This window comes from Pseudonocardia wallangbongensis, assembly GCF_054486945.1.
Window position 1 is genome coordinate 52121 of sequence record NZ_JBRERS010000002.1, and the last position, 21846, is coordinate 73966.

The window sequence follows — 21846 nt, forward strand, 5'->3', positions numbered from 1 at the left end:
ATCAACCTCCCGCATCATGCCCCACGTCGGCGCCACGCGACGAACGCGACGACGAGCCCGATCACGATCAGTGCGCCGACCCCGAGCGCCACCCAGCCCGCCGGCCCGGTCACGGTCTTGACCGCCGGGGCCTGCGCCTTCGGCGCCTCGGCCGGAGCCCGCTCCCCGAACGCCGGGGCGGCCTGCGCGTACCGGGGGCCCGGCTCCGGGTCGCCCGCGACGCTCACGTCGAGCTGGATCGGCACGGGGACGGCGGCTTCGGGGTCCTCCGCGGTGGGGCCGATCTGCACGGCGATGTAGTAGCTGCCCGCGACGCTCTGCGTCCGCACGTCGTTGTCGTCGGCCGTGCGGTTGTTGTAGCGCACGTGCGCGGTGGTGATCGCGGGCTCGTTGCTGGGCAGCACGAAGGAGGAGCCGTTGTAGACGAGGGAGTCCGTGTCGATCTCCTCGCGCGACGGCGCGTACACCGTGGTCGAGATGGGGGACAGGTTGTCGAGGCCGCGGCCGGGGGTCTCCCCGAACCGGACGCGGTAGGCGAGCCCCTGACCCCAGTCCAGCTGCACCCGGTAGAACACGAACTCCCCGCGCTGCACGGTGTCGGTGTAGGTCCCGGAGCCGTCCAACGCGGCTGCCACGTTGAACGAGCCACCGCCGACGACCGGCCGGGACGGGCCCTGCGGCTCGACGAAGGCGGGCGCCGGGAGGACGGCCACCGGGCCGGCGTCGGCCACCGACGGCTCCACCCCGACGAGCAGCTCGACCGGCAGCCGCTCCGGCACGCCGGCCGACACCGTGTCCCAGGTGAGCTCGAACGTGTACCGACCGGCGCCGCGACACCGGTCACGGCTCCCGCTGCCCTTCCTGGGCTCGGTGGCGCCCGTCCAGGTCGTGGCGACGGTCAACGCCTCGCCGGAGCTGGAATCGCCTGCCTGCTCCGTCTCGAACTCGTGGCAGTCCTCGCCGGCCTCGCCGTAGGTCCGCAGCTGCAGCGTGTTGAAGTCCTCGGTGATGCTGACGCCGGACAGCCGGGGGAACGACACGGTGGCGCTGAAGTAGGCGGTGGCGCCCTCCGGGACGTCCACCGAGTAGTAGCGCTTCTCGTGCTGGCCGATCGTGTCCAGGTGCTGGCCCGGCTCGGCGACGGGCGCGGCCTGCACGGTGGGGGCGCCGGTGATCGGGGTGCCGGCCGGCTGGTAGTTGCGCAGCGCCGACGCGGTCACCCGCGGGAGCACCCGTTGCAGGGCGTCGGCGTCCGGGGCGTCGGTGTACGTGCCGCCGGTGGCCTGGGCGATGCAGCTGAGCTCGGCGCGCGCCGCGTCGTCGACGCCGAACCCGACGGCGTGCACGACCAGGTCGACGCCCTGACCGGCGAGCGTGCGCACGACCTCGCAGGGCGGCGGCGGCGCGCACGTGTCCACGCCGTCGGAGACGAGGACGATCGAGCGCGGCCCCTCCTGCGGCAGCTCCTGCGCCGCGACCTGCAGCGAACGCCCGATCGGCGTGTACCCGCGCGGCGTGAGCCGGTCGACGGCGGCGCCGAGGCCCGCACGGTCCAGCGGCCCCACCGGGCTCACGACCGTGACGTCCTGGCAGCCCTGCGCGCGCTCGGCGTCGGAGTTGCCCGTGGCCGTGCCGTAGGCGGCGAGGCCGACGGGCGCGGCGTCCGGCGCGGCGTCGAGGAAGGTGTGCACGGCCTGCTTCGCGGCATCCATCTTGGTGCCACCGGCCGGGTCCGCGCCCGTCATGGACCCGGACGCGTCGAGCACGACCATCGTCGGCGCGAGCTCGGCCCCCGGCTCCTGGGCGTTCGCGACGCCTGGAGTGATCACCACGCACAGCAGGACGCCGAGCGCGCCGAGGACCCGGATCATCAGACGACTGCTCACGACGGCGGAGTCTTGCATCCCGCCTCCGGGGTGAGATGCTCGGCCGGTGTCCGCCGTGACCCCTACGGGGACGAACCGGACTCGGCTGATCATAGTGCGCGGCAACTCCGGATCGGGGAAGACGACGGTGGCGCGGGCCGTCCGGCTCGGCTACGGGCGGGGCTGCGCGCTCGTCGAGCAGGACTACCTGCGCCGGACCGTGCTCCGGGAACGTGACGTCGACGGGGGCATCACGCCGGCCCTGATCGCGCAGACGGTCCGCTTCGCGCTCGACCACGGCTACCACGTCGTGCTCGAAGGCATCCTCGCCCGGGCGCGCTACGGCGCGATGCTGACCGACCTGTGCCGGGCGCATCGCGGCCGCACCACCGTCTTCTACCTCGACGTCCCCTGGGAGGAGACGCTGCGCCGGCACGCGACGCGCCCGCAGGCCGCCGAGTTCGGGGAGGCCGAGATGCGCGGGTGGTTCCAGCCCGGCGACCTGCTCGGGATCGAGGGGGAGCGGATCCTCGACCAGGCGCTCACGCTGGTGGAGACGATCGAATCGGTGGCGGCCGAGCTGAACGGCGTGCCCCCGGCGACGCGCATCCTCGGCTGAGCCCCAGCACCGGCGAGCCCGCGGGATGGACGTGATCTTGCTGGGCGGGGGGTGCCGCGGGCCCCCGCCCGCGTTCCGCGACCCCGAGCATTTCATCCACACGCTCGACGTAGACCTGAGCGGGCTCCCGACAAGATCGAAAACCGCTGGTGTCTACGCCGTTCGTGTGGACAACCAGCCGGCAGTGGTGCCGTAGCGACAGATCCGACGCCCCGACACCACTTCCTGATCATGTACCGACCGGCGCGGATCATGGGCCTGAGCTCCGGATCACGAAGTCCGGCCGGCTCACCTAGCCGACGAACGCGCCGTTCGTCGGGTCGAAACGGGCCGGGTCGTAGGGGCGCACGTCGATGCCCGGCGCCTCGCCCAGCACCACGTCGGCCACCAGCGCCCCGGCGAGCGGGGCCATGGTCAGGCCGGTCGGGCCGAACCCGGTGGCCAGCACCACCCGGGGGTGGCCGGGGAGCGGGCCGAGCAGGGGAAGCCCGTCCGGTGTGGCAGGGCGGAACCCGACGCGGGTCTCCAGCAGGGTCGCGTCCCGCAGGCCGGGCGCGACCGCGAGCGCCTGCTCCAGCACCTCCAGCTGGCCCGCCGCGGTGACCCGGTGGTCGAAGCCGGACCCGGTCTCCCTGGTGGCGCCGACCACCACCCGTCCGCCCGGGAACGCGAGCAGGTAGTGGCCGCTCTCCAGCGGCGACACCACGGGCCACCTGGAGGTGTCCTCGGCCACCTCCAGGTGGGTGATCTGCCCGCGCTGCGGGGCGACGGGCAGCTCCGCCCCGAGGGCGGCCACGAGCTCACCGCTCCACGCCCCCGCTGCGACGACCACGGCGTCGGCACCGATCGTCTCGTCGTCCACCCGCACGCCGTCGACGGTCAGGACGGCCGTGCCGGTGCGCAGCTCGGCCCCGCGTCGCCGGGCCGCGTCCAGCAGGCTCGCCCGCACCTGCCGGCCGTCGACCCGGGCTCCCCCGCTGACGTGCACGGCCCGCAGCCCCGGGTGGAGCGGCGGGAACAGCGCGCGGGCCTGCGCCGTGTCGAGGAGCGTCGCCTCGCCGGCGGCCGGATGCCCCGCCGCCCGCGCCGCGACGCGCCGGTGGACCTCCCGCAGCGCGCCCTCGTCCCGGCCGACGACGAGGCCGCCGACAACCGCGTAGGACGTGGGCTCGTCGGTGTCCTCGGCCAGCGCCGCCACCAGCTCGGGGTAGTACCGCGCCGCGGCGCCCGCGAGGGCGAACAGCGCCTCGTCGGCCGCGGCCCACGGCGAGACGATCCCGGCGCCCGCGGCCGTCGCCACCCCGGGCCGCGCGTCGTCCACCACCACGACGTCAACCCCGCGCCGCGCGAGCTGGTGAGCCGCAGCGGCCCCCGCGATACCGGACCCCACCACAACGATGCGCACGAGAACATGATCTCAGTCGGGGGACGCCACCGCTCCGGCGAACTGGCTCTCGTAGAGAGCTGCGTACGCGCCTCCTCCTGCCACCAGCTCCTCGTGGGTGCCCTGCTCCACGATCCGTCCGGACTCCATCACCAGGATCAGGTCGGCGTCGCGGATCGTCGACAGGCGGTGGGCGATCACGAAGCTGGTGCGGTCTGTGCGCAGCGCGGCCATCGCCCGCTGCACGAGCAGCTCGGTGCGGGTGTCCACCGAACTGGTGGCCTCGTCGAGGATGAGCAGCGTCGGGTCGGCGAGGAACGCCCGCGCGATCGTGATCAGCTGCTTCTCCCCCGCGCTCACGTTCGAGCCCTCGTCGTCGATCACCGTGTCGTAGCCGCCGGGCAGGCTGCGCACGAACCGGTCGACGTAGGTGGCCCGGGCCGCGGCCACGATCTCGTCCTCGGTGGCCGCCGGGTTCCCGTAGCCGATGTTGTCGCGGATCGTGCCGCCGAAGAGCCACGTGTCCTGCAGCACCATGCCCACGCCTGCGCGCAGCGTGCCCCGGGCAAGAGCGGCGATGTCGGCGCCGTCGAGCGTGATGCGGCCGGAGTCGAGCTCGTAGAACCGCATGATCAGGTTGACGAGCGTGGTCTTGCCGGCCCCGGTGGGGCCGACGATCGCGATCGTCTGCCCCGGCTCCGCCACGAGCGAGAGGTGCTCGATCAGCGGCTGGTCCGGCTCGTAGCGGAACGAGACGTCCTCGAACACCACGCGGCCGCTGCGGGTCTCCGGCACGGCGGGCCGGGCCGGGTCGGACGTCTGCTCCTCGGCGTCGAGCAGCTCGAACACCCGCTCCGCCGAGGCCACACCGGACTGCAGCAGGTTGATCATCGAGGCGATCTGGGTCAGCGGCTGGGTGAACTGGCGGGAGTACTGGATGAACGCCTGCACTTCGCCGAGGCTCATCGCGCCCGACGCCACGCGCAGCCCGCCGACGACGGCCACGAGCACGTAGTTCAGGTTCCCGATGAACATCATCGACGGCATGATGATCCCGGAGATGAACTGCGCCCGGTAGCTCGCGCCGTAGAGGCGCTCGTTCTTGGCCGCGAAGTCGGCCTCCACCTCGGGGCGGCGCCCGAACACGCGCACCAGCTCGTGGCCGGTGAACGCCTCCTCGATGTGCGCGTTGAGCTCGCCGGTGTGGCGCCACTGCGCCACGAACTGCTTCTGCGAGCGCTTCGTGATCGCGTTCGTGACCAGCAGCGACAACGGGATCGACACGAGCGCGATCAGCGCGAGCAGCGGGGAGATCAACACCATCATCAGGACGACGCCGACGACCGTGAGCAGCGAGGTGAGCAGCTGGGAGAGCGTCTGCTGCAGGCTCTGGGAGACGTTGTCGATGTCGTTGGTGACGCGGCTGAGCAGCTCGCCGCGCGGCTGGCGGTCGAAGTAGCTCAGCGGCAGCCGGTTGATCTTGTCCTCGACGTCGCGGCGCAGCGCGAAGATCGTGCGCTGGACGACGCCGTTGAGCAGGTAGCCCTGCAGCCAGCCGAAGAGCGACGCTACGGCGTAGATCGCCACGACCGCCGTCAACACCTGGCCGAGCAGGCCGAAGTCGATGCCCTGCCCCGGCACGACGCCCGCGCCCTCGATCACGTTGGCGTAGGTGTCGTCGCCCGCCGCCCTGGCCTCCGCGGCGGCCTCCTCCACGGACGCACCGGGCTCCAGCCTGCGGCCGATCACCCCGGCGAAGATCACGTCAGTGGCCCGGCCGAGCACGAACGGGCCGATCGACGTGAGCGTCACGCTGACCACGCCGAGGGCGACGACCGCCACCACACCGAGGCGTTCGGGGGTGAGCCGGCCCAACAGCCTGCGAGCCGACGGGCCGAAGGCGAGCGACCGCTCCGCCGGCATGCCCATGCCGGCCCACGGCGGACCGCCGCGCCGGGCGGCGGTCATCTCGCGCGCGGCGCGGTTGGTGTCCGCGGCGGGCGGCTTCGGGCGGGTCATGCGACTTCCTCCGGGGTGAACTGGGACGCGACGATCTCGGCGTAGGTCGGGCAGGTCGCCACCAGCTCGTGGTGATCGCCGATGCCGACCACGAGGCCGTCCTCGAGCACGATGATCTGGTCGGCGTCGCGGATGCTGGCCACCCGCTGCGCCACGACCACCACGGTGGCCGTGGCGGTGACCGGCGCCAGCGCCGCGCGCAGCCGGGCGTCGGTGGCGAGGTCGAGCGCCGAGAACGAGTCGTCGAAGAGGTAGATCTGGGGCCGCCGGACCAGCACGCGGGCGATCGCGAGGCGCTGGCGCTGCCCGCCCGAGACGTTGGTGCCGCCCTGCGCGATCGGGGCGGCGAGGCCGTCGGGCATGGCCCGCACGAAGTCGGCCGCCTGGGCCACCTCGAGCGCGGCCCACAGCTCGTCGTCGGTGGCGTCCGGGTTGCCGTAGCGCAGGTTGCTCGCCACCGTGCCGGTGAACAGGTACGGCTTCTGCGGCACGATGCCGACCCGGCTCCACAGGTACTCCGGCTCCAGGTCGCGCACGTCGACGCCGTCCACGCGCACGTGCCCGCTCGTGGCGTCGAAGAGCCGGGGCACGAGCCCGAGCAGCGTGGTCTTGCCCGCACCGGTACTGCCGACGATCGCCGTGGTGGTGCCCGGTGTGGCGGTGAGGGTGACGTCGTGCAGCACCGGGGCGTCGGCGCCGGGGTAGGTGAACCCGGCGGCCCGCAGTTCGAGCGCGCCGGTGGGCGCGGTCGGCGTGACCGGCTCGGCGGGCGGGGCCACCGACGACGTCGTGTCGAGCACCTCGACGATCCGCTCCGCGCAGACGGCGGCACGCGGGATCATCATCGACATGAAGGTGGCCATCATGACCGCCATCAGGATCTGGATCAGGTAGGCCAGGAACGCCGTGAGCGCGCCGATCTCCATCTGACCCGCGTCGATGCGCTCGGCGCCGAACCACATCACGGCGACGCTCGACAGGTTCAGCACGAGCATCACGATCGGGAAGGCCGTGGCCATCAGCCGACCGACGTGCGTGGCGACGGCCGTGAGGTCGGCGTTCGCGGTCTCGAACCGGCCGGTCTCCTGCGGCTCGCGCACGAAGGCCCGTACGACGCGGATCCCGGTGATCTGTTCCCGCAGGATGCGGTTGACCTGGTCGATCCGGGTCTGCATCACGCGGAAGCTCGGCACCATGCGCAGGATCACGGAGCCGACCGCGGCGATCAGCACCGGGACGCACACGAGCATCAGCCACGACAGGTGCGTGTCCTCCTGCAGCGCCATGACCACGCCGCCGAAGCACATGATCGGCGCGGTGACCAGCATCGTGCAGGACATCAGCACGAGCATCTGCACCTGTTGCACGTCGTTGGTGCCGCGGGTGATCAGCGACGGTGCGCCGAAGCGGTTCACCTCGCGGACGGAGAACTCACCGACCCGGTGGAACAGGGCCGCGCGGACGTCGCGTCCGAAGCCCATCGCCGTGCGGGCGCCCAGGTACACCGCGACGACCGAGCAGACGATCTGCACGAGCGTGACCAGCAGCATCCACCCGCCGACCGACATGATGTAGCCGGTGTCGCCGCGGGCGATACCCCGGTCGATGATGTCGGCGTTGAGGCTCGGCAGGTAGAGCGAGGCCATCGTGCCCGCGAACTGCAGCGCGACCACCGCGAGCAACGGTCTGGAGTAGTCGCGCAGGTGTGCGCGCAGCAGTCGGATCAGCATCGGTCGTCCTTGTGGGTGGCGGGGCGTGCCCGGGGGATGGAGGCCGGCGGAGCTTGCGGAGCCGGCGGGGTGGGTGAGCACAGCCCGTCGAGCACGATCGAGACGATCTGCTCCGGGGTGAGCGGGCGTCCGTCGGAGATCAGCGGATGGGTGCCGGAGAAGATGAGCAGCCGCAGCACGTGGGCCAGTTCGGGGGCCGGGACCCGCAGCAGGCGCTCGTCCGGGCCGACGATATCGACCATCGCGGCCCGGAGCGCGTCATTTATCGCCGCGGGCGGCGTCGGCCGGCGGCAGGCCTCCTCCGGCTCGGGGGGCCTGATCCAGCCGAGCGCGTCGAGCAGGCCGAACACCTGCGACAGCCGCTCCTGCAGCACCGCGGTGGCCGCGACGAGCCGCTCCCGCAGCGGGAGGGCGCGGTCGACGGCGGCCAGCGCGCGCAGCGTCGGCGCCGGGTCGAAGACCTCGGTGACGACGGCCTGCACCACCGAGTCCTTGTCGGCGAAGACCCGGAAGATCGTGCCCTCGGCGATGCCGCAGGCCTCGGCGATCCGGCGGGTGGTCACCGCGGATCCGTACCGCACCACGAGCGGCCGCGCGGCCTCGATGATCGCCGCGCGGCGCTCCGCGGGTGCCATGCGCCTGGCTCGGCGGTTCGAGGGGGCCATGGGAGCGAGATTAAATGAGCGAGCACTCACTATCCAACTCGGTTGGCCCGCAAGGTCGTTCCCGGCCCGTCCGGTCGGTCATGCTGGGCGGGTGACGAGAAGCGAGACGAGCACGACAGGGACGTCCGACATCCACCTCATCGCCGCCGACGAGCTGGAGTCCACGGTGAACGCGATCTTCGCGGCCGCGGGCTGCGGCGCGGAGGAGGCCCGGCTGATCGCGCGGGAGCTGCTGGGGGCCAACCTCGCGGGGCACGACAGCCACGGCGTCGTCCGCGTACCGCTCTACGTCGACTGGCTGCGCCAGGGCTACGTCCTGGCCGGGCAGTCGGCGCAGGTCGTGACGGACGGCGGCGCGTTCGTCGTGCTGGACGGGAACAGGGGATTCGGTCAGACGATCGCCACCCAGGCCGTGGCGCTGGGGGTGGAGCGGGCGCAGGCGAACGGCACCTGCGTCGTCGCGATGCGCAACTCGGGCCACATCGGCCGGGTCGGCGCCTACGCGGAGACCGCGCTCGCCGCGGGCCTCGTCTCGATCCATTTCGTCAACGTGAGCAAGTCGCCGCTGGTGGCGCCGTTCGGGGCCACCGAGCGGCGGTTCTCCACCGCCCCGTTCGCGGTGGGCCTGCCGCTACCCGACCGGCCCCTGGTACTGGACTTCGCCACGTCGCTGGTGGCCGAGGGCAAGGTGCAGGTCGCCTCGTACGGCGGCAGGCCGCTGCCCCCCGACGCGCTGATCGCGCCGGACGGCGAGACGTCCGCCGACCCGCACGTCCTGTACGGCGACTACGGCCCCGCGGACCTGCGCACCCCCGGCGGCGGGGAGGGTGCGATCCGCGCGTTCGGTGACCACAAGGGATCGGGGCTCGCCCTGATGTGCGAGCTGCTCGCCGGCGCGTTCACCGCAGGCGGGTGCGCCGGCCCGCTCGACGGCCCGCGCAAGGGCATCACCAACGGGATGCTGTCGATCTACCTCTCCCCCGCCCACTTCGGCACGCAGGCCGAGTTCGAGCGGATCGCCCGCGAGTACCTGGACTGGGTGCTCGGCGCACGCCCGATCGACCCGGCCGCGCCGGTACTGGCCCCCGGCGCCCCGGAGGCGGCCAACCGCGAGACCCGCCTCGCAGGCGGCGTCCCGCTCCCGGTGGGCACGTGGTCGGCGATCGTGCGGACGGCGGAGGGGCTCGGCGTGAGCACCCCCGCCTGACGAGGATCGCCGGCCGGTGAGGGCAGGCCACCCCCATTGCAGCAAAGCCCCGGGGAAGTGCGTTTGGGCTGCAATCGCGCGCCGGCCCCGCCGGGCCGTCAGGAGACCGCAGCCGTCATCTCCGTCACCAGCTGTTCCGCCGCCTGGGCCGGTGGGAGCTGGCCGAAGAGCACGGCGTCGTTGAGCCGGGTGACGATCCCGAGGGTCTCGGTGGAGCCGCTCGGGCCGATCACGAAGTGCCCGTCGACGAGCCCGCTCATCCGGTCGACGAAGGCGAACTCCACCTTGCGGCTCTCGTCGAGCCCGCCCTCGAGGTGCGTCCGGATCTCCGGGTTGGCCGGGATGCCCCGGTCGGCCTTGATGAAGTCGGCGGCCCGCGGGTCCGAGATCAGGAAGTCGATCAGACGGGCGGCCTCCTGCGGGTGCTCGCTGCGCCGGCTGATCGTGTAGAGCTGTGAGGCCTGCAGCCACATGCCCGGCCCCTCGGCCGTGGTCTCACCGGGTGCGCGGAGCATGACCAGGTCGGCGCCGGAGGCCTGCCGGTAGGCCGAGAGCAGGTTCGACCAGCCGAACTTCATCGCCGCCCGGCCCTGCCCGATCAACGTCTGCTCCGGAGCCGGCTGCCCCTCGAGCTCGGCGGTGAGGCTCGCCGGCGGCGCAGCGCCGCTCGCCATGAGCCCGGTGGTGAGCTCCCACCAGCGTTGGGCGACCTGCTGTTGCAGGGCGATCGTGCCCTCGGCCGTGTAGAGGCCCTCGCCGGTGAGCTGGTTGGCGTAGAGGTCGAGGACGTCCGGGCTCGTCGGGTCCTCCACACCGAACGTGCCCTCCGGGCTGCGCGCCGAGATCTCCGTGGCGGTCCGGGCGAGGTCCTCCCAGCTCCACGTGTCGTCGTCGGGCAGCGGCACCCCGGCGGCCTCGAACAGCGCCGGGTTCACGACGAGCCCGTAGGTGTTCACGCCGGTCGGCACGGCGTACTGGGTGCCCTCGAAGTTCCCGCCCGCCATCGCGTGCTCGTCGAGCGCGGAGAGGTCGAGCTGCTGCGACACCTGCGCGAGGTCGAGGAGCACGCCGCGGTCGGCGTACTCGCGCGGGTACGCGCCGCCCATCGTGATGACGTCCGGCTCGTCACTCCCGGCGACGGAGGTGGCGAGCCGGTCGAAGTAGGAGTTGAAGTCGATCGACTCGGTCTCGACGGTGATGCCGGGGTTGGCGGCCTCGAAGGCGTCGACGGCCTGGTTCGTGATCCGCGCCCGCTCGTCGTTGCCCCACCAGGAGAACCGGATCGTCACCGGGCCGTCGTCGGGGGCCGCCCCGCAGCCTGCGGCGACGAGTGCCGCTCCGAGCAGGACCGCCACCAGCCGGATCCGCATGTTCGTCGACTCCCTCGCCCCGTCGTCGCGGCGTTTACACCGGTGTAAGAACAGCACAACCGCGGATGCCGGTCAACGGATCACCCCGCCGTCGACTCCCGCACGTGCAGCCGGAAGCCCGCCACCACCGAGGCCGCGGGACAGGGCGCGGGGCCGTCCCCGGTGAGCCGCTCCACCAGCAGCGCGACGGCGCTCGCGGCGATCTCCGCCCGCCCCGGCTCCACCGTGGTGAGGCTCGGGCGGGAGAAGCGGGCGTCCTCGATGTCGTCGAACCCGGCCACCGCGACGTCCCCCGGCACGCGCAGGCCGCGCTCGTACAGCACGCGCATGGCGCCGAGCGCGAGCACGTCGTTGAGGCCGAAGACGGCATCGATCCCCACGCCGCGGTCCAGGACCCGACGCATGGCCGCGGCGCCCGCGGCACGGGTCCAGTCGAGGGCGGCACCGACGAGCGCCGGGTCGTGCGCGACGCCGGCGGCGAGGGTGTCGAGCAGCCCGCGGGTCCGCATCGAGCCCGCGCTCGGCCCCGGCTCGTCGAACGAGCCGACGACGGCGATCCGGCGGCGGCCGGCCGCCAGCAGGTGCTCGGCCACGGCGCGGGCCCCGTCCTCGTTGGCCATCGCGACGTGCGGGACGCCCGGGTGCAGCGCCCGCTCGCCGAGCAGGACCACCGGGTAGCCCACGTCCAGCTGCGCCCCGTCGGCCGGCCGCAGCCCGATCGGGGAGAAGATCAGCCCGTCCGTCATGCGGCGCCGGTCGCTGGTGAGCACTCCCAGCTCGCGCTCCCGCACACCCTCGGTCTGCTCGATCAGCACCGTGTACCCGCGTTCGGCGGCGGCGCCCATCACGGCGGCCGCCAGCTCCGCGAAGTAGGGCAGCCGCAGGTCCGGCACCGCGAGCGTGAGCATCCCGGTGCGGCCGAGGCTCAGGTTGCGCGCGGAGAAGTTCATCCGGTAGCCGAGCTCGGCGATCGCGGCCAGCACGCGCGTGCGGGTGGGCCCGCTCACGTAGGGGAAGTCGTTGACCACGTTCGACACGGTCTTGACCGAGACCCCCGCCCGGCGGGCGACGTCGCGCATCGTCGCGGCCACTGCTGGCACCCCCGGTCGTCGGGCCCCGTGTGATCGACCGAGTCTGCCACCGGGTGCGGCTACCCGGCCCCGCAGCTGCAGGCGCCCACCCGGCAGCGGGGGTGCGGCGGTGGGTAGCCGAACGTCGGCTGGTACGGGATCGCGCCGACCGATGTGCAGAGCGTCTCCGGGTCGAAGTTGTGCACCCAGCCACCCATCTCCTGCACGTACTCCCACTTGTGGTGCTCCGGGTGGGAGTCCCAGACCGGCGGGTGCGCCTGCAGCTCCGCGGTGGGTTGGCCCGGTGCCCCGGCCGCGCCGTCGGGGATGGCGTTGGGATCCACGTTCGGTGTCGTCATGCGCAACCTCGCGTTCCTCGGGCAGCCAGTAGATCGTCCTCGGGTGACGGCGGGACACCGCCATTCGGCGCGGACCCGACAGTTGCGTTCACACGTCCGGGTGGCTACGGTCACGCGCACTGTCGATGCGTATCGACTCCTCTTCCCGGAAAGGGGGACGCCGTGGTCACCAGCCGGGACGTCGCCCGGGTCGCGGGGGTCTCGCAGAGCACCGTCTCCTACGTGATGAGCGGTCGCCGGTCGATCTCGACCGAGACCCGCAGGCGCGTGCTGGAGGCCATCGAGCAGCTCACCTACCAGCCCAACGCCGGGGCCAGGGCCCTGGCCAGCCAGCGCACCCAGGTCATCGGGCTCGTCGTCCGGTTCCGGCCGGGTGCGGACACCACGGGCCTGCTGCCGTTCATCGAGACGATCGCGGGCTGTGCGCGCGCCGAGGACCACGACGTCCTGCTCGTCACGGCCGACGAGGGGTCGGCGGGGCTCACCCGGCTCGCCGGGCGCTCGCTCTGCGACGCGATCGTGATGATGGACATCGAGGCCGACGACGCCCGGATCCCGGTGGCCGCGGCGCTCTCGGTACCGGTGATCATCATCGGCGTTCCGGACGACGGCGCCGGGTTGCACTGCGTGGACGTCGACTTCGCCGAGGCCGGACGGCTGGCCGTGAACGAGCTGGCGGCTGCCGGGCACGACCGGGTCGTGGTGATCGGCCACCCTCCCGACGTGGTCGAGCGCGACATCAACTACGTGCGCCGGTTCCAGCAGGGCGCCGCCGCGGCGGCCGAGGCGCACGGCATCGGCGTGGAGCTCGTGAGCCCGGTCCCGCCGGACCGGACGGGGGCCGAGGACGCGGTGCGGGACGCGCTCGCCCGGGGTGGCGACCGGCCCGGCCTCGTCGTCCCGAACTCGCCGGCGGTCCAGCCGGTGCTACAGGCCCTGCTCGACCGGGATGTCGTCCCGGGCCGGGACGTCTCGCTGGTCGGCCTGTGCACCGACGCCACGGCCGAGGCCAGCACGCCGGCCCTCACCAACGTCTCGCTCGAGCCGCGGGACGTCTCGCGGCGCGCGATGCAGATCCTCTTCGGCCTGCTCGACCGGGGCGGGGAACGTCCCACCGAGCACGTCGAGCTGATCGCTCCCCGGCTCACCCGCCGGAACACCACCCTGCCCGCCCCCTGACCGCGGTCACGCACCCCGCGGCCACCGCACGCCCGCTATCGATACGTATCGACCGAGAGGACCGGACATGGCTCGACGAGGAGCTTCGCTACGGACCGCCCTCCCCGCGCTGGTTGCGGCGGCCGCGCTCGGGCTCACCGCCTGCGGGGGCAGTGGCGGCGGAGGCGGCGGTGACGTCACCTCGCTCCGGGTGCTCGACTACTACGACAACGAGCCGGACAACACCGTCTACGCGCAGAAGCTCGACGAGTGCGGCCGGCAGGCAGGCGTGACGATCGAACGCGAGGCGGTACCCGGCCCGCAGCTCATCGCGAAGGTGCTGCAGCAGGCCTCCTCCAAGACGCTGCCGGACGTCCTCATGCTCGACAACCCCGACCTCCAGCAGATCGCCGAGACCGGCGCGCTCGCCCCGATCAGCGACTTCGGGCTCTCCGCCGACGGCCTCCAGCAGGGCGTCCGCGACGCCTCGACGTTCGAGGGCGAGGTCTACGGGCTGCAGCCGGTCACGAACTCGATCGGCCTGTTCTACAACGTCGACATGCTCAGCCAGGCCGGCATCACGCCACCCAAGACCTGGGACGAGCTCAAGACCGCCGCGGCGGCGCTCACCCAGGGCGAGCGCTACGGCGTCGCCTTCTCCGCGACCGCCGACTACGAGGGCGCCTGGCAGTTCCTGCCGTTCATGTGGACCAACGGCGGCGACGAGACCGACATCGCGAGCCCGGAGACCGCGGAGGCGCTGCAGCTGTGGGTCGACCTGGTGAACTCGGGGTCGGCGTCGCGGTCGGTGGTCAACTGGGGCCAGGGCGACGTGAAGGACCAGTTCGCCGCGGGCAACGCCGCGATGATGGTGAACGGGCCGTGGCAGTTCCCGGCTCTGGACAAGGTCGAGGGCCTCAACTACGAGGTCGTGCCGATCCCGGTGCCGGCGGCGGGCGGGACCGTCGTGGCCCCGCTCGGCGGCGAGACCTGGACGATCCCGCAGACCGGTGACCCGGCCCGCCAGGCGAAGGCCGCCGAGGTCGTCGCCTGCCTGAACACCGACGACAACCAGATCGCGCTGGCCACCGAGCGCACCACCGTGCCGACGAAGACGGCGCTGCGCGACCGGTTCGTGTCCGAGGTGCCGCGGATGGCGGCGTTCACCGAGATCGTCCAGACCGCGCGGTCGCGCACGGGCAAGCTCGGCTCCGAGTGGCCGGCCGCGGCCACCCGCATCTACACCGCGATCCAGACGGCGATCACCGGCGGCGCCCCGCCGCTGCAGGCCCTGCAGCAGGCCCAGAATGGCTGAGCCGGCCGGGCCGGCGGGCGCTGCATTCACCCGCCCCGCCGGCTCCGCAAGCTCCGCCGGCTTCCATCCCCCGGGCGCGCCGAGCCGGCCGCTGCCCACGGACGCCGCACCCGCTCCGCCGCGGGGCCCGGCCGGGGGGTGGTGGTCGCCGCGGGGGCGCGAACGGCTGCTGCAGCTGGGGTTCCTCGTGCCCGCCGTGGTCTACCTCGTGCTCTTCTTCGGCTACCCGGTGGTCCAGAACGCCCTGATGGGTTTCCAGGAGTACACGACCCGCACGTTCTACACGGGCGAGGCGCCGTGGGTCGGGCTGGACAACTACACGGCAGTACTGTCGTCGGGCCTGTTCGGCACGGCGCTGCTCAACACGGTGCTGTTCACCGTCGGGTCGATCGCGGGGCAGTTCGTCATCGGGCTCGGGATCGCGCTGTTCTTCCACCGGCGGTTCCCGCTCTCCGGCCTGCTGCGCTCGCTCCTGCTGCTGCCGTGGCTGATCCCGCTGATCGTCTCCGGGGCGGTGTGGCGCTGGATCCTCGACGAGGACAACGGCGCGCTCAACCGCTTCCTCGGCGCGCTCGGCATCGCCGACGACCCGGGCTGGCTCACCACCACCTCGCTGGCACTGATCACGGTGATCGGCGTCAACATCTGGATCGGGATCCCGTTCAACACCACGATCCTCTACGGCGGGCTGCAGGACGTGCCGCCGGAGCTGTACGAGGCGGCGGCCCTGGACGGGGCCACCGGCTGGCGCGCGTTCCGGCACGTGACGTGGCCGCTGCTGCGCCCGGTGGTGAACGTGGTGCTGGTGCTCGGGGTCGTCTACACGATCAAGGTGCTGGACATCATCCTCGGGCTCACCGGCGGCGGCCCGGCCAACGCGACGCAGACGATCGCCACGCAGGCCTACCACCTGTCGTTCCGGGAGTTCCGGTTCGGCGAGGGTGCGGCGATGGGCAACGTGCTCATCATCATCTCCCTGGTGTTCGCCCTGCTCTACCTGCGCGCCAACCGGCGCGCACAGGCCCGGTGAGGCGCCGATGAACACCCGCCCACGCGGCTGGGGCAGCACCGTGACCGGCGTGCTGATCCTCGCCGTGATGCTGTTCCCGCTGTACTGGATGCTCAACGTCTCGCTGCAGCCGAGCGGAGGGGCCGTCGCGACCCCGTGGATCCCGCTGGAGCTGTCCTTCGACGGCTACGCCAGTGCGCTGCGCGACCAGGGCGGCCACCTGCTCACCAGCATCGTGGTCTCCGCGGGCAGCGTGCTGTTCAGCCTGCTCGTCGCCACGCCCGCGGCGTACGCGCTGGCGCAGTTCCGGGTGCGCGGCGCGGGCGTGGTGCTGTTCGGGATCCTGATCAGCCAGATGATCCCCGGCATCGTCGTCGCCAACGCGCTCTACAGCGCCTACAGCGACCTGGGACTGCTCAACTCGATCCCGGGCCTGATCCTCGCCGACTCCACGCACGGCATCCCGTTCGCCATCCTGATCATGCGGGCGTACCTGCTGGCGATCCCGGGCGAGGTCATCGAGGCGGCCAGGGTCGACGGGGCGGGGCAGATCCGCGCGTTCGTCTCGATCGTCGTGCCGATGAGCCGCAACGCGCTGGTGACGGCGGCGCTCTTCACGTTCCTGTTCACGTGGAGCGACTTCCTGTTCGCGCTCACGCTGACCACCACCGACACGGTGCGGCCGGTGACGCTGGGCATCTACCAGTACATCGGGACGAACGGCGTGACCGAATGGAGCTCGGTGATGGCCACCGCCGTGCTCGCCTCCATCCCCGCGGTGGTGCTGCTGCTGGTGGCCCAGCGTTTCGTCGCCGCCGGCGTCGCCAGCGGCGCCGTGAAATGACCGAAAGGACCCCCTGAAGTGACTCCCCTCCGCGTGACCGTCTGGGGCGAGAACCGCCACGAGAAGATCGAGGAGCACGTCCGCAAGATCTACCCCGACGGCATGCACGAGACGATCGCCGACGGCATCCGGGAGAACCTGGGTGCCGACGCGGTCGTGCGCACCGTGACCCTCGACGACCCCGAGCACGGGCTCACCGAGGAGTCGCTGCAGGACACCGACGTGCTCGTCTGGTGGGGCCACGCCGCGCACGGCGAGGTGGCCGACGAGGTGGTGGAGCGCGTGCACCGCCACGTGCTGTCGGGCATGGGGCTCGTGGTGCTGCACTCCGGGCACTGGTCGAAGATCTTCACCAAGCTCATGGGCACCAGCTGCACGCTGCGCTGGCGCAGCGAGCACGACCGCGAGCTGATCTGGACCGTCGACCCCACCCACCCGATCGCGGAGGGTGTGCCGCACCCCCTGGAGATCGAGGAGGACGAGATGTACGGGGAGTTCTTCGACATCCCAGCCCCCGACGAGCTGATCTTCATCAGCACGTTCTCCGGCGGGGAGGCGTTCCGCAGCGGCTGCACGTTCCGCCGCGGCCACGGCAAGATCTTCTACTTCCGCCCCGGCGACCAGGACTACCCGACCTACCACCACAAGGACGTCCGGCGGGTGATCGCCAACGGCACCAGGTGGGCCCGGACGGACCGTCCGGAGCGCACCGCGCCCGTGCTGCTGCGCTACGAGACCGGCGAGTTCTTCAAGGGCGCCGGCTACTCGGGGCCGCTCGGATGAGCGAGCTTGCGAGCGAATCATGTCACAGCGCTTCAGAGTCATTGTCGGCCGAGCGCAGCGAGGCCGTGCGATGACGATCAACGACCCCCTGCGGGTGGTGCTCGTCGGGGCCGGCCTCATGGGGCGGGCCTGGCGCGACACGATCGAGGCGGCCCCGGAGGTGGAGCTGGCCGGGATCGCCGACATCGACCCGGCCACGGCCGAGGCCGCCGCGGCCGCGCTCGGCCGGCCGGTGCCCACCGGCACCGACGCCGTCGCGCTCGCCGCGGCCACCGGCGCCCGCGCCGTGGTGAACGCGACCGTGCCGGAGGCCCACCACCCCGTCACGACCGCGGCCCTGCACGCCGGGCTCGACGTGCTGGGCGAGAAGCCGGTCGCCCCGACCGTCGCCGAGGCGCTCTCGCTCGCGGCGGCCTCGGAGGTGACCGGGCGGCTGTTCATGGTGAGCCAGTCGCGGCGGTGGAACCCGCACCTGTTCGAGCTGCGGGCCATGGCCGAGGACCTGGGCGCGCCGGGCTCGCTCACCACCGAGTTCTTCCGGGCCCCGCACTTCCCCGGGTTCCGGGAGGAGATGGCCCACCCACTGCTCGTCGACATGGCGATCCACCCGTTCGACTCGGCCCGGTTCGTGCTCGGGGCCGAGCCGGTCGCGGCGTACTGCGAGTCGCACAACCCGCCGTGGAGCTGGTTCGCGGGCGACGCGGCGGCCAGCGCGGTGTTCGAGATGACCGGCGGCGTCCGCTACACCTACGTGGGCAGCTGGTGCAGCCCGGGCCGGCAGACGTCCTGGAACGGCGAGTGGCGCCTCTCCGCGGAGAAGGGCTCGGCCCACTGGGACGGCGACCACGACCCGGTGCTCGATGCCGAGGGCGACCCGGCGCCGCACACGGCGTCGGCGTTCTCCGGGATCGAGGGTGCGCTGCTCGTCTTCACCGATGCCCTGCGCACCGGTGCGCCCCCGATGGGCGAGGTGCACGAGAACGTACTGAGCCTCGCGATGGTCGAGGCCGCGGTCCGCTCGGCGGACACCGGCCGTCGGGTACTGATCGACGACGTGCTGGCCGCCGCCCACGCCGAGGCGCTGCGCCGGGAGGCGAACCCCGACGTCCGGGACGCACTGGCGTCGTGGCCGTCGGTGCGCGGGGTTCTCACCGCCGCCCGCTGACGCACCGTTGCCCTAACCTGACCCGGGTGCGGATGTTCGTGGCCATCCGGCCGCCCGCCGAGGTCGTCGAGGTACTCGGCACGGTGCGGCGGGAGCCCGTGGCGGGTGTCATCTGGTCCGTGCCCGAGCAGTGGGTCGTGAAGCTGCGCCCGCTCGGGCACGTGCCGGGGCACCTCGTCGACCCGCTCGTCACCGCGCTGGCCGACGAGCTGACCGGTGCGCCGGCGGTGCGCTGCGCGCTCGGCCCGGCCACCCGCAGGCTCGGCGGCCAGTGGCTCGGCGCCCCGGTGTCCGGGCTCGACGACCTCGCCGCCGCCGTGTTCGACGCGACGACCGGCATCGTGCCGGTGACGCATCCGCAGCCGTTCCGGGGCGACGTCGTGCTCGCCAGGGGACGCGTCCCGGCGGGGCTCGCCGGCGACCCCGTCGCGGCGGAGTGGACGGCCCGCGAGGTCGCGCTCGTCGCCGACCGATCCTCGCCCCGCCGTCCGCTGCTGGACGACGTCGCGTCCTTCGCCCTGACGGGCGCCTGACCCGAGTTTTCCGAAACGGGCCCGTGGCAGGCCCGCGCCTCGTACCGTCCGCCGCATGGAACCGGCGCAGAACGCACGACCGGTGTGGCCGCACGGCCGGTACCCCGGCGAGGACGGCACACGCCGGGTCCACGTCGAGCTCGACGGCGCGGCCAGGGACGTGGCGGTGGTGCTGGACGACGGGTGGCGCTCCGCGCTCGGCCCGCAAGGCCTGGCCGCGGCGGTGCTGCAGGGGTTCTCCGCGGCCACGACGGCGCGCCTGGCCGCATGGGCGACGGCCCCGTTCGCGGAGCCCGCACGGGCCCGGCCGCACCCGCCGGCCACCGCGTCGTCGTCGCGCGCATGGCGCGACCTGCGCGAGTTCCGGCACCGGCTCACCACGTTGCACCACGCCACCGAGACGGCTGCGAGCCCCGGCCGGTTGGTGGTCGCCACGATCCGCGCCGGTGGGCTCGTGGGCCTGGAGCTCGACCCGCAGTGGCTGCGCACCGCCGCCACGACGGACGTCGAGCGCCACATCGGGCACGCCCTGCGCGCCGCTCTCGCCCTGATCGCGGCGTTGCCCGAACGCGCGCTCCAGGGCTGCCCGGACCTGGCGGCGTTCCTCGCCGGCAGCCCGTTCGCACCGCCGTTCGCACAGTCATGAGGGGGAAGCGCCGATGGCACCGACACCCGAGCAGATCACCGTTTCGCTCGACGCGCTGAGAGCCGACGCCGACCGGTGGGCCGCGGCCGCCGCCACGATGGCCGCCGCGGCCGCGAAGGCGGACGGGCAGCAGGTCGATCCGTCCGCGTTCTCCTTCGCCGGCCAGGCCGCCGCGGCCGCCTACGAGGACCTTCGCGTCAAGACGGCCGGGCTGATCCACCAGGGCGCCGCCCGGTTCGACGCGATCGCCGGCGCGCTGCGCGCGAGCGCCGACGCGTACGAGGCCGACGAGGCCGCCGGCGCCCACCGCCTGCAGAACGTCTACTGATCCCGATGACCGCGTCCCACGCGGCCGACCCCGGCGAGATGCTCGGGTTGATCGCCACCCTGCGCTCCGGGCTCGACGAGGCGTCCGAACTGGTCAACGGCATCATCGACGGGGTCGACTCCGTCCTCGCCACGCTGCCGGCCGACGCGGTCGGCGGTGTCCGGGACGGCGTCGCCGGCTTCCGGCGCACGTTCGACGAGACCGTCGACGAGCTCGGGCGCGCCCTCGCCCGGGCCGGCGACCCGGTGGCCCTGCGCGCCGCCGGCTCGGCGTGGGCCGTCGACATCGGCGGCAACGTGAGCGGCCTCGCCGGGCTGGCCACCGAGAACACGACGCGTGCGGACAACCACTGGACCGGTGACGCCGCCGACGCCTACCGCAACACCCTGACGCCGCAGCGGCTGGCGATCACGGCCGTCAAGACCACCGGCGACAAGATCGACGCCGCCCTCAACGAGCTGGCCAACGCGATCATGGCCTTCTGGAAGAGCGTCCTGGGCGCGCTGCTCACGCTCCTCACCGGCCTCGTCACCGCCCTGGCCGTCGCGGCAGGTGGGGTCACCGCCGTGGCCGCCGTCGCGATCGCGGCCGGCGCGCTCGTCGTGTTCAAGGACTCGGTGGTCAGCCAGATCACCATGTTCACCGACATCGGCAACGCGATGAGCATCCAGACCAGGGAGCTCATCGCGATCCACGCCGACGACACCGCCTTCTACCGCGGCGACTGGCCGCCCGCCGTCGCCTCCGACATGAACGACGGCAGCGTCACCGACGGCGACGACACCGACTGGCACCTCGGATGAGCACAGCCGCCGGCCCCGGCCCGGCGATGCCGCTCCGGGCGTCGACCCTCGGTCACCTCGCCATCGCGATCGCCGCCGTGCCGGTCGCCGTGCTCGTCCGCATCGAGATCGGCGACGCCCCGCAGACCGGGTTCGGTCTGGTCGATCCGGTCACGGCGGGCCTGCTGCTCGCCGCCGGCCAGCTCCTGTCCTTCGGGCGGAACCGGGCGCTCGGCCGCACGGCCACCGGCGGGTCCGAACTCGAGCGGATCGCCCGGGCGCTGCGCCGCTCCGGCTGGTCGGTCGCGCTCGCCATCTGCGCCACGCTCTTCGTGGTCCGGTTCCTGCTCACCGCGCCGGTCCCGCCGTGGCTGTCGGCGCTGTTCCTGATGCTGATCATCGCGGGAGTGCTGCTCGACCTCCGGCACGCCGGCTGGTCCCACCGTTTCCTGAACGACCACGACCACCCGGTCGCCGCGTTCCGCTCGCTCCCGCCGGGCGTCGGGAGGCGCGTGCGCTTCGGCCAGTCGGTCGCCGCCGTCAGCCACGCGATCTACGCCGGCATCGCCGCGATGCTGTTCGTCGCCACGGCCGCCACCGAGGCCGGCGGTGCGGCGCCCACGGCGGTCGTCCAGATCGCCGCGGCCGCCGCGACGGTCGTGGTTCCGCTGCTCCACATCCGCACCGTCCTGCTCCTACGCGCCGCGGTCGTCGGCGACGCGGTGCACCTCCCGGCCCTGCGGCGGGCGGGCGCGTCGTTCGTCCGCACGGCCCGCGTCGCCGCGCCCCTGGCCGCGTTCGTCGTCGCGGCCGTGCCGGCGGTGCCCGCCGAGCCGGCCGTCGCGGTCGGCCGGGCCGCGTTGCTCTGCTTCGTCCTCGGGATCGGCGCACTGCAGTTCGGGGCGGTCAGCAGCACCCACGTCGGCGACTTCCCGAGGCGCTGGCTCCGGGCGACCGGCGTGGGGTGACGAGGCCGCCCGGGGCGACAGGCGGCA

Annotated in this window: 21 protein-coding genes; 13 read left to right on the forward strand and 8 right to left on the reverse strand. The window is 73.1% G+C overall.

Annotated features, from left to right (window positions below):
• Positions 1 to 14: 14 nt before the first annotated feature.
• A complete protein-coding gene (locus tag ACU436_RS06640; protein ID WP_459022742.1) occupies positions 15 to 1886 on the reverse strand; it encodes a vWA domain-containing protein in 1872 nt (623 codons plus the stop codon).
• A 55-nt stretch (positions 1887 to 1941) separates the two neighbouring features.
• On the opposite strand from ACU436_RS06640, the gene ACU436_RS06645 reads away from it, so the two are divergent.
• The gene (locus tag ACU436_RS06645) at positions 1942 to 2484 is read left to right on the forward strand and encodes a kinase (RefSeq protein ID WP_459022743.1); all 543 of its coding nucleotides are present in this window, start codon (positions 1942 to 1944) and stop codon (positions 2482 to 2484) included.
• A gap of 292 nt (positions 2485 to 2776) precedes the next feature.
• Here ACU436_RS06645 and ACU436_RS06650 read toward each other — a convergent pair whose 3' ends face one another.
• From ACU436_RS06650 to ACU436_RS06665, 4 genes are read right to left on the reverse strand one after another with little or no spacing between them, the layout of a single operon-like run.
• Positions 2777 to 3889 (reverse strand): NAD(P)/FAD-dependent oxidoreductase, encoded by a 1113-nt coding sequence (locus tag ACU436_RS06650; RefSeq protein WP_459022745.1) that lies wholly within the window; start codon positions 3887 to 3889, stop codon positions 2777 to 2779.
• A 12-nt stretch (positions 3890 to 3901) separates the two neighbouring features.
• Positions 3902 to 5887: an ABC transporter ATP-binding protein gene (locus tag ACU436_RS06655; RefSeq protein WP_459022746.1), complete on the reverse strand. Its 1986-nt coding sequence runs from the start codon at positions 5885 to 5887 to the stop codon at positions 3902 to 3904.
• Positions 5884 to 7617 (reverse strand): ABC transporter ATP-binding protein, encoded by a 1734-nt coding sequence (locus tag ACU436_RS06660; RefSeq protein WP_459022748.1) that lies wholly within the window; start codon positions 7615 to 7617, stop codon positions 5884 to 5886. The genes ACU436_RS06655 and ACU436_RS06660 overlap by 4 nt, the downstream gene beginning before the upstream one ends.
• Positions 7611 to 8282 carry a TetR/AcrR family transcriptional regulator gene (locus ACU436_RS06665; protein ID WP_459022749.1) on the reverse strand — a complete coding sequence of 224 codons (672 nt, stop codon included), beginning with the start codon at positions 8280 to 8282 and terminating at the stop codon, positions 7611 to 7613. The genes ACU436_RS06660 and ACU436_RS06665 overlap by 7 nt, the downstream gene beginning before the upstream one ends.
• 91 nt (positions 8283 to 8373) lie before the next feature.
• Here ACU436_RS06665 and ACU436_RS06670 point away from each other — a divergent pair, with 91 nt between their 5' ends.
• A complete protein-coding gene (locus ACU436_RS06670) occupies positions 8374 to 9489 on the forward strand; it encodes a malate/lactate/ureidoglycolate dehydrogenase (RefSeq protein ID WP_459022751.1) in 1116 nt (371 codons plus the stop codon).
• 98 nt (positions 9490 to 9587) lie between these two features.
• Here ACU436_RS06670 and ACU436_RS06675 read toward each other — a convergent pair whose 3' ends face one another.
• The 3 genes from ACU436_RS06675 to ACU436_RS06685 form a co-directional block, all read right to left on the reverse strand.
• The gene (locus tag ACU436_RS06675) at positions 9588 to 10859 is read right to left on the reverse strand and encodes an ABC transporter substrate-binding protein (RefSeq protein WP_459022753.1); all 1272 of its coding nucleotides are present in this window, start codon (positions 10857 to 10859) and stop codon (positions 9588 to 9590) included.
• An 80-nt stretch (positions 10860 to 10939) separates the two neighbouring features.
• Positions 10940 to 11950, reverse strand: coding sequence for a LacI family DNA-binding transcriptional regulator (locus tag ACU436_RS06680; protein WP_459022755.1), 1011 nt, complete (start codon positions 11948 to 11950; stop codon positions 10940 to 10942).
• A gap of 59 nt (positions 11951 to 12009) precedes the next feature.
• On the reverse strand, positions 12010 to 12288 hold the full coding sequence (locus ACU436_RS06685) for a hypothetical protein (protein WP_459022757.1): 279 nt from the start codon (positions 12286 to 12288) through the stop codon (positions 12010 to 12012).
• Between the two features lie 162 nt (positions 12289 to 12450).
• On the opposite strand from ACU436_RS06685, the gene ACU436_RS06690 reads away from it, so the two are divergent.
• The 11 genes from ACU436_RS06690 to ACU436_RS06740 all read left to right on the forward strand — a co-directional run bounded on the left by ACU436_RS06690 (position 12451) and on the right by ACU436_RS06740 (position 21819).
• A complete protein-coding gene (locus ACU436_RS06690) occupies positions 12451 to 13467 on the forward strand; it encodes a LacI family DNA-binding transcriptional regulator (protein ID WP_459022759.1) in 1017 nt (338 codons plus the stop codon).
• Between the two features lie 67 nt (positions 13468 to 13534).
• Positions 13535 to 14761 carry a sugar ABC transporter substrate-binding protein gene (locus ACU436_RS06695; RefSeq protein ID WP_459022761.1) on the forward strand — a complete coding sequence of 409 codons (1227 nt, stop codon included), beginning with the start codon at positions 13535 to 13537 and terminating at the stop codon, positions 14759 to 14761.
• A gap of 91 nt (positions 14762 to 14852) precedes the next feature.
• A complete protein-coding gene (locus ACU436_RS06700; RefSeq protein WP_459024268.1) occupies positions 14853 to 15791 on the forward strand; it encodes a carbohydrate ABC transporter permease in 939 nt (312 codons plus the stop codon).
• A gap of 7 nt (positions 15792 to 15798) precedes the next feature.
• Positions 15799 to 16614 (forward strand): carbohydrate ABC transporter permease, encoded by an 816-nt coding sequence (locus tag ACU436_RS06705; protein WP_459022762.1) that lies wholly within the window; start codon positions 15799 to 15801, stop codon positions 16612 to 16614.
• An 18-nt stretch (positions 16615 to 16632) separates the two neighbouring features.
• Positions 16633 to 17397 carry a ThuA domain-containing protein gene (locus ACU436_RS06710; protein WP_459022764.1) on the forward strand — a complete coding sequence of 255 codons (765 nt, stop codon included), beginning with the start codon at positions 16633 to 16635 and terminating at the stop codon, positions 17395 to 17397.
• A 70-nt stretch (positions 17398 to 17467) separates the two neighbouring features.
• Positions 17468 to 18562 (forward strand): Gfo/Idh/MocA family protein, encoded by a 1095-nt coding sequence (locus ACU436_RS06715; RefSeq protein WP_459022766.1) that lies wholly within the window; start codon positions 17468 to 17470, stop codon positions 18560 to 18562.
• A 32-nt stretch (positions 18563 to 18594) separates the two neighbouring features.
• The gene (locus tag ACU436_RS06720; protein WP_459024270.1) at positions 18595 to 19095 is read left to right on the forward strand and encodes a 2'-5' RNA ligase family protein; all 501 of its coding nucleotides are present in this window, start codon (positions 18595 to 18597) and stop codon (positions 19093 to 19095) included.
• A 55-nt stretch (positions 19096 to 19150) separates the two neighbouring features.
• Positions 19151 to 19741 carry a hypothetical protein gene (locus tag ACU436_RS06725; RefSeq protein WP_459022768.1) on the forward strand — a complete coding sequence of 197 codons (591 nt, stop codon included), beginning with the start codon at positions 19151 to 19153 and terminating at the stop codon, positions 19739 to 19741.
• 13 nt (positions 19742 to 19754) lie between these two features.
• On the forward strand, positions 19755 to 20069 hold the full coding sequence (locus tag ACU436_RS06730; protein ID WP_459022770.1) for a hypothetical protein: 315 nt from the start codon (positions 19755 to 19757) through the stop codon (positions 20067 to 20069).
• Positions 20070 to 20074: 5 nt separating this feature from the next.
• A complete protein-coding gene (locus ACU436_RS06735; protein WP_459022772.1) occupies positions 20075 to 20872 on the forward strand; it encodes a hypothetical protein in 798 nt (265 codons plus the stop codon).
• Entirely contained in the window at positions 20869 to 21819 is a 951-nt protein-coding gene (locus ACU436_RS06740) for a hypothetical protein (RefSeq protein WP_459022774.1), read from the forward strand. Before ACU436_RS06735 ends, ACU436_RS06740 begins: the two co-directional genes overlap by 4 nt.
• The last annotated feature ends 27 nt before the right edge of the window (positions 21820 to 21846 follow it).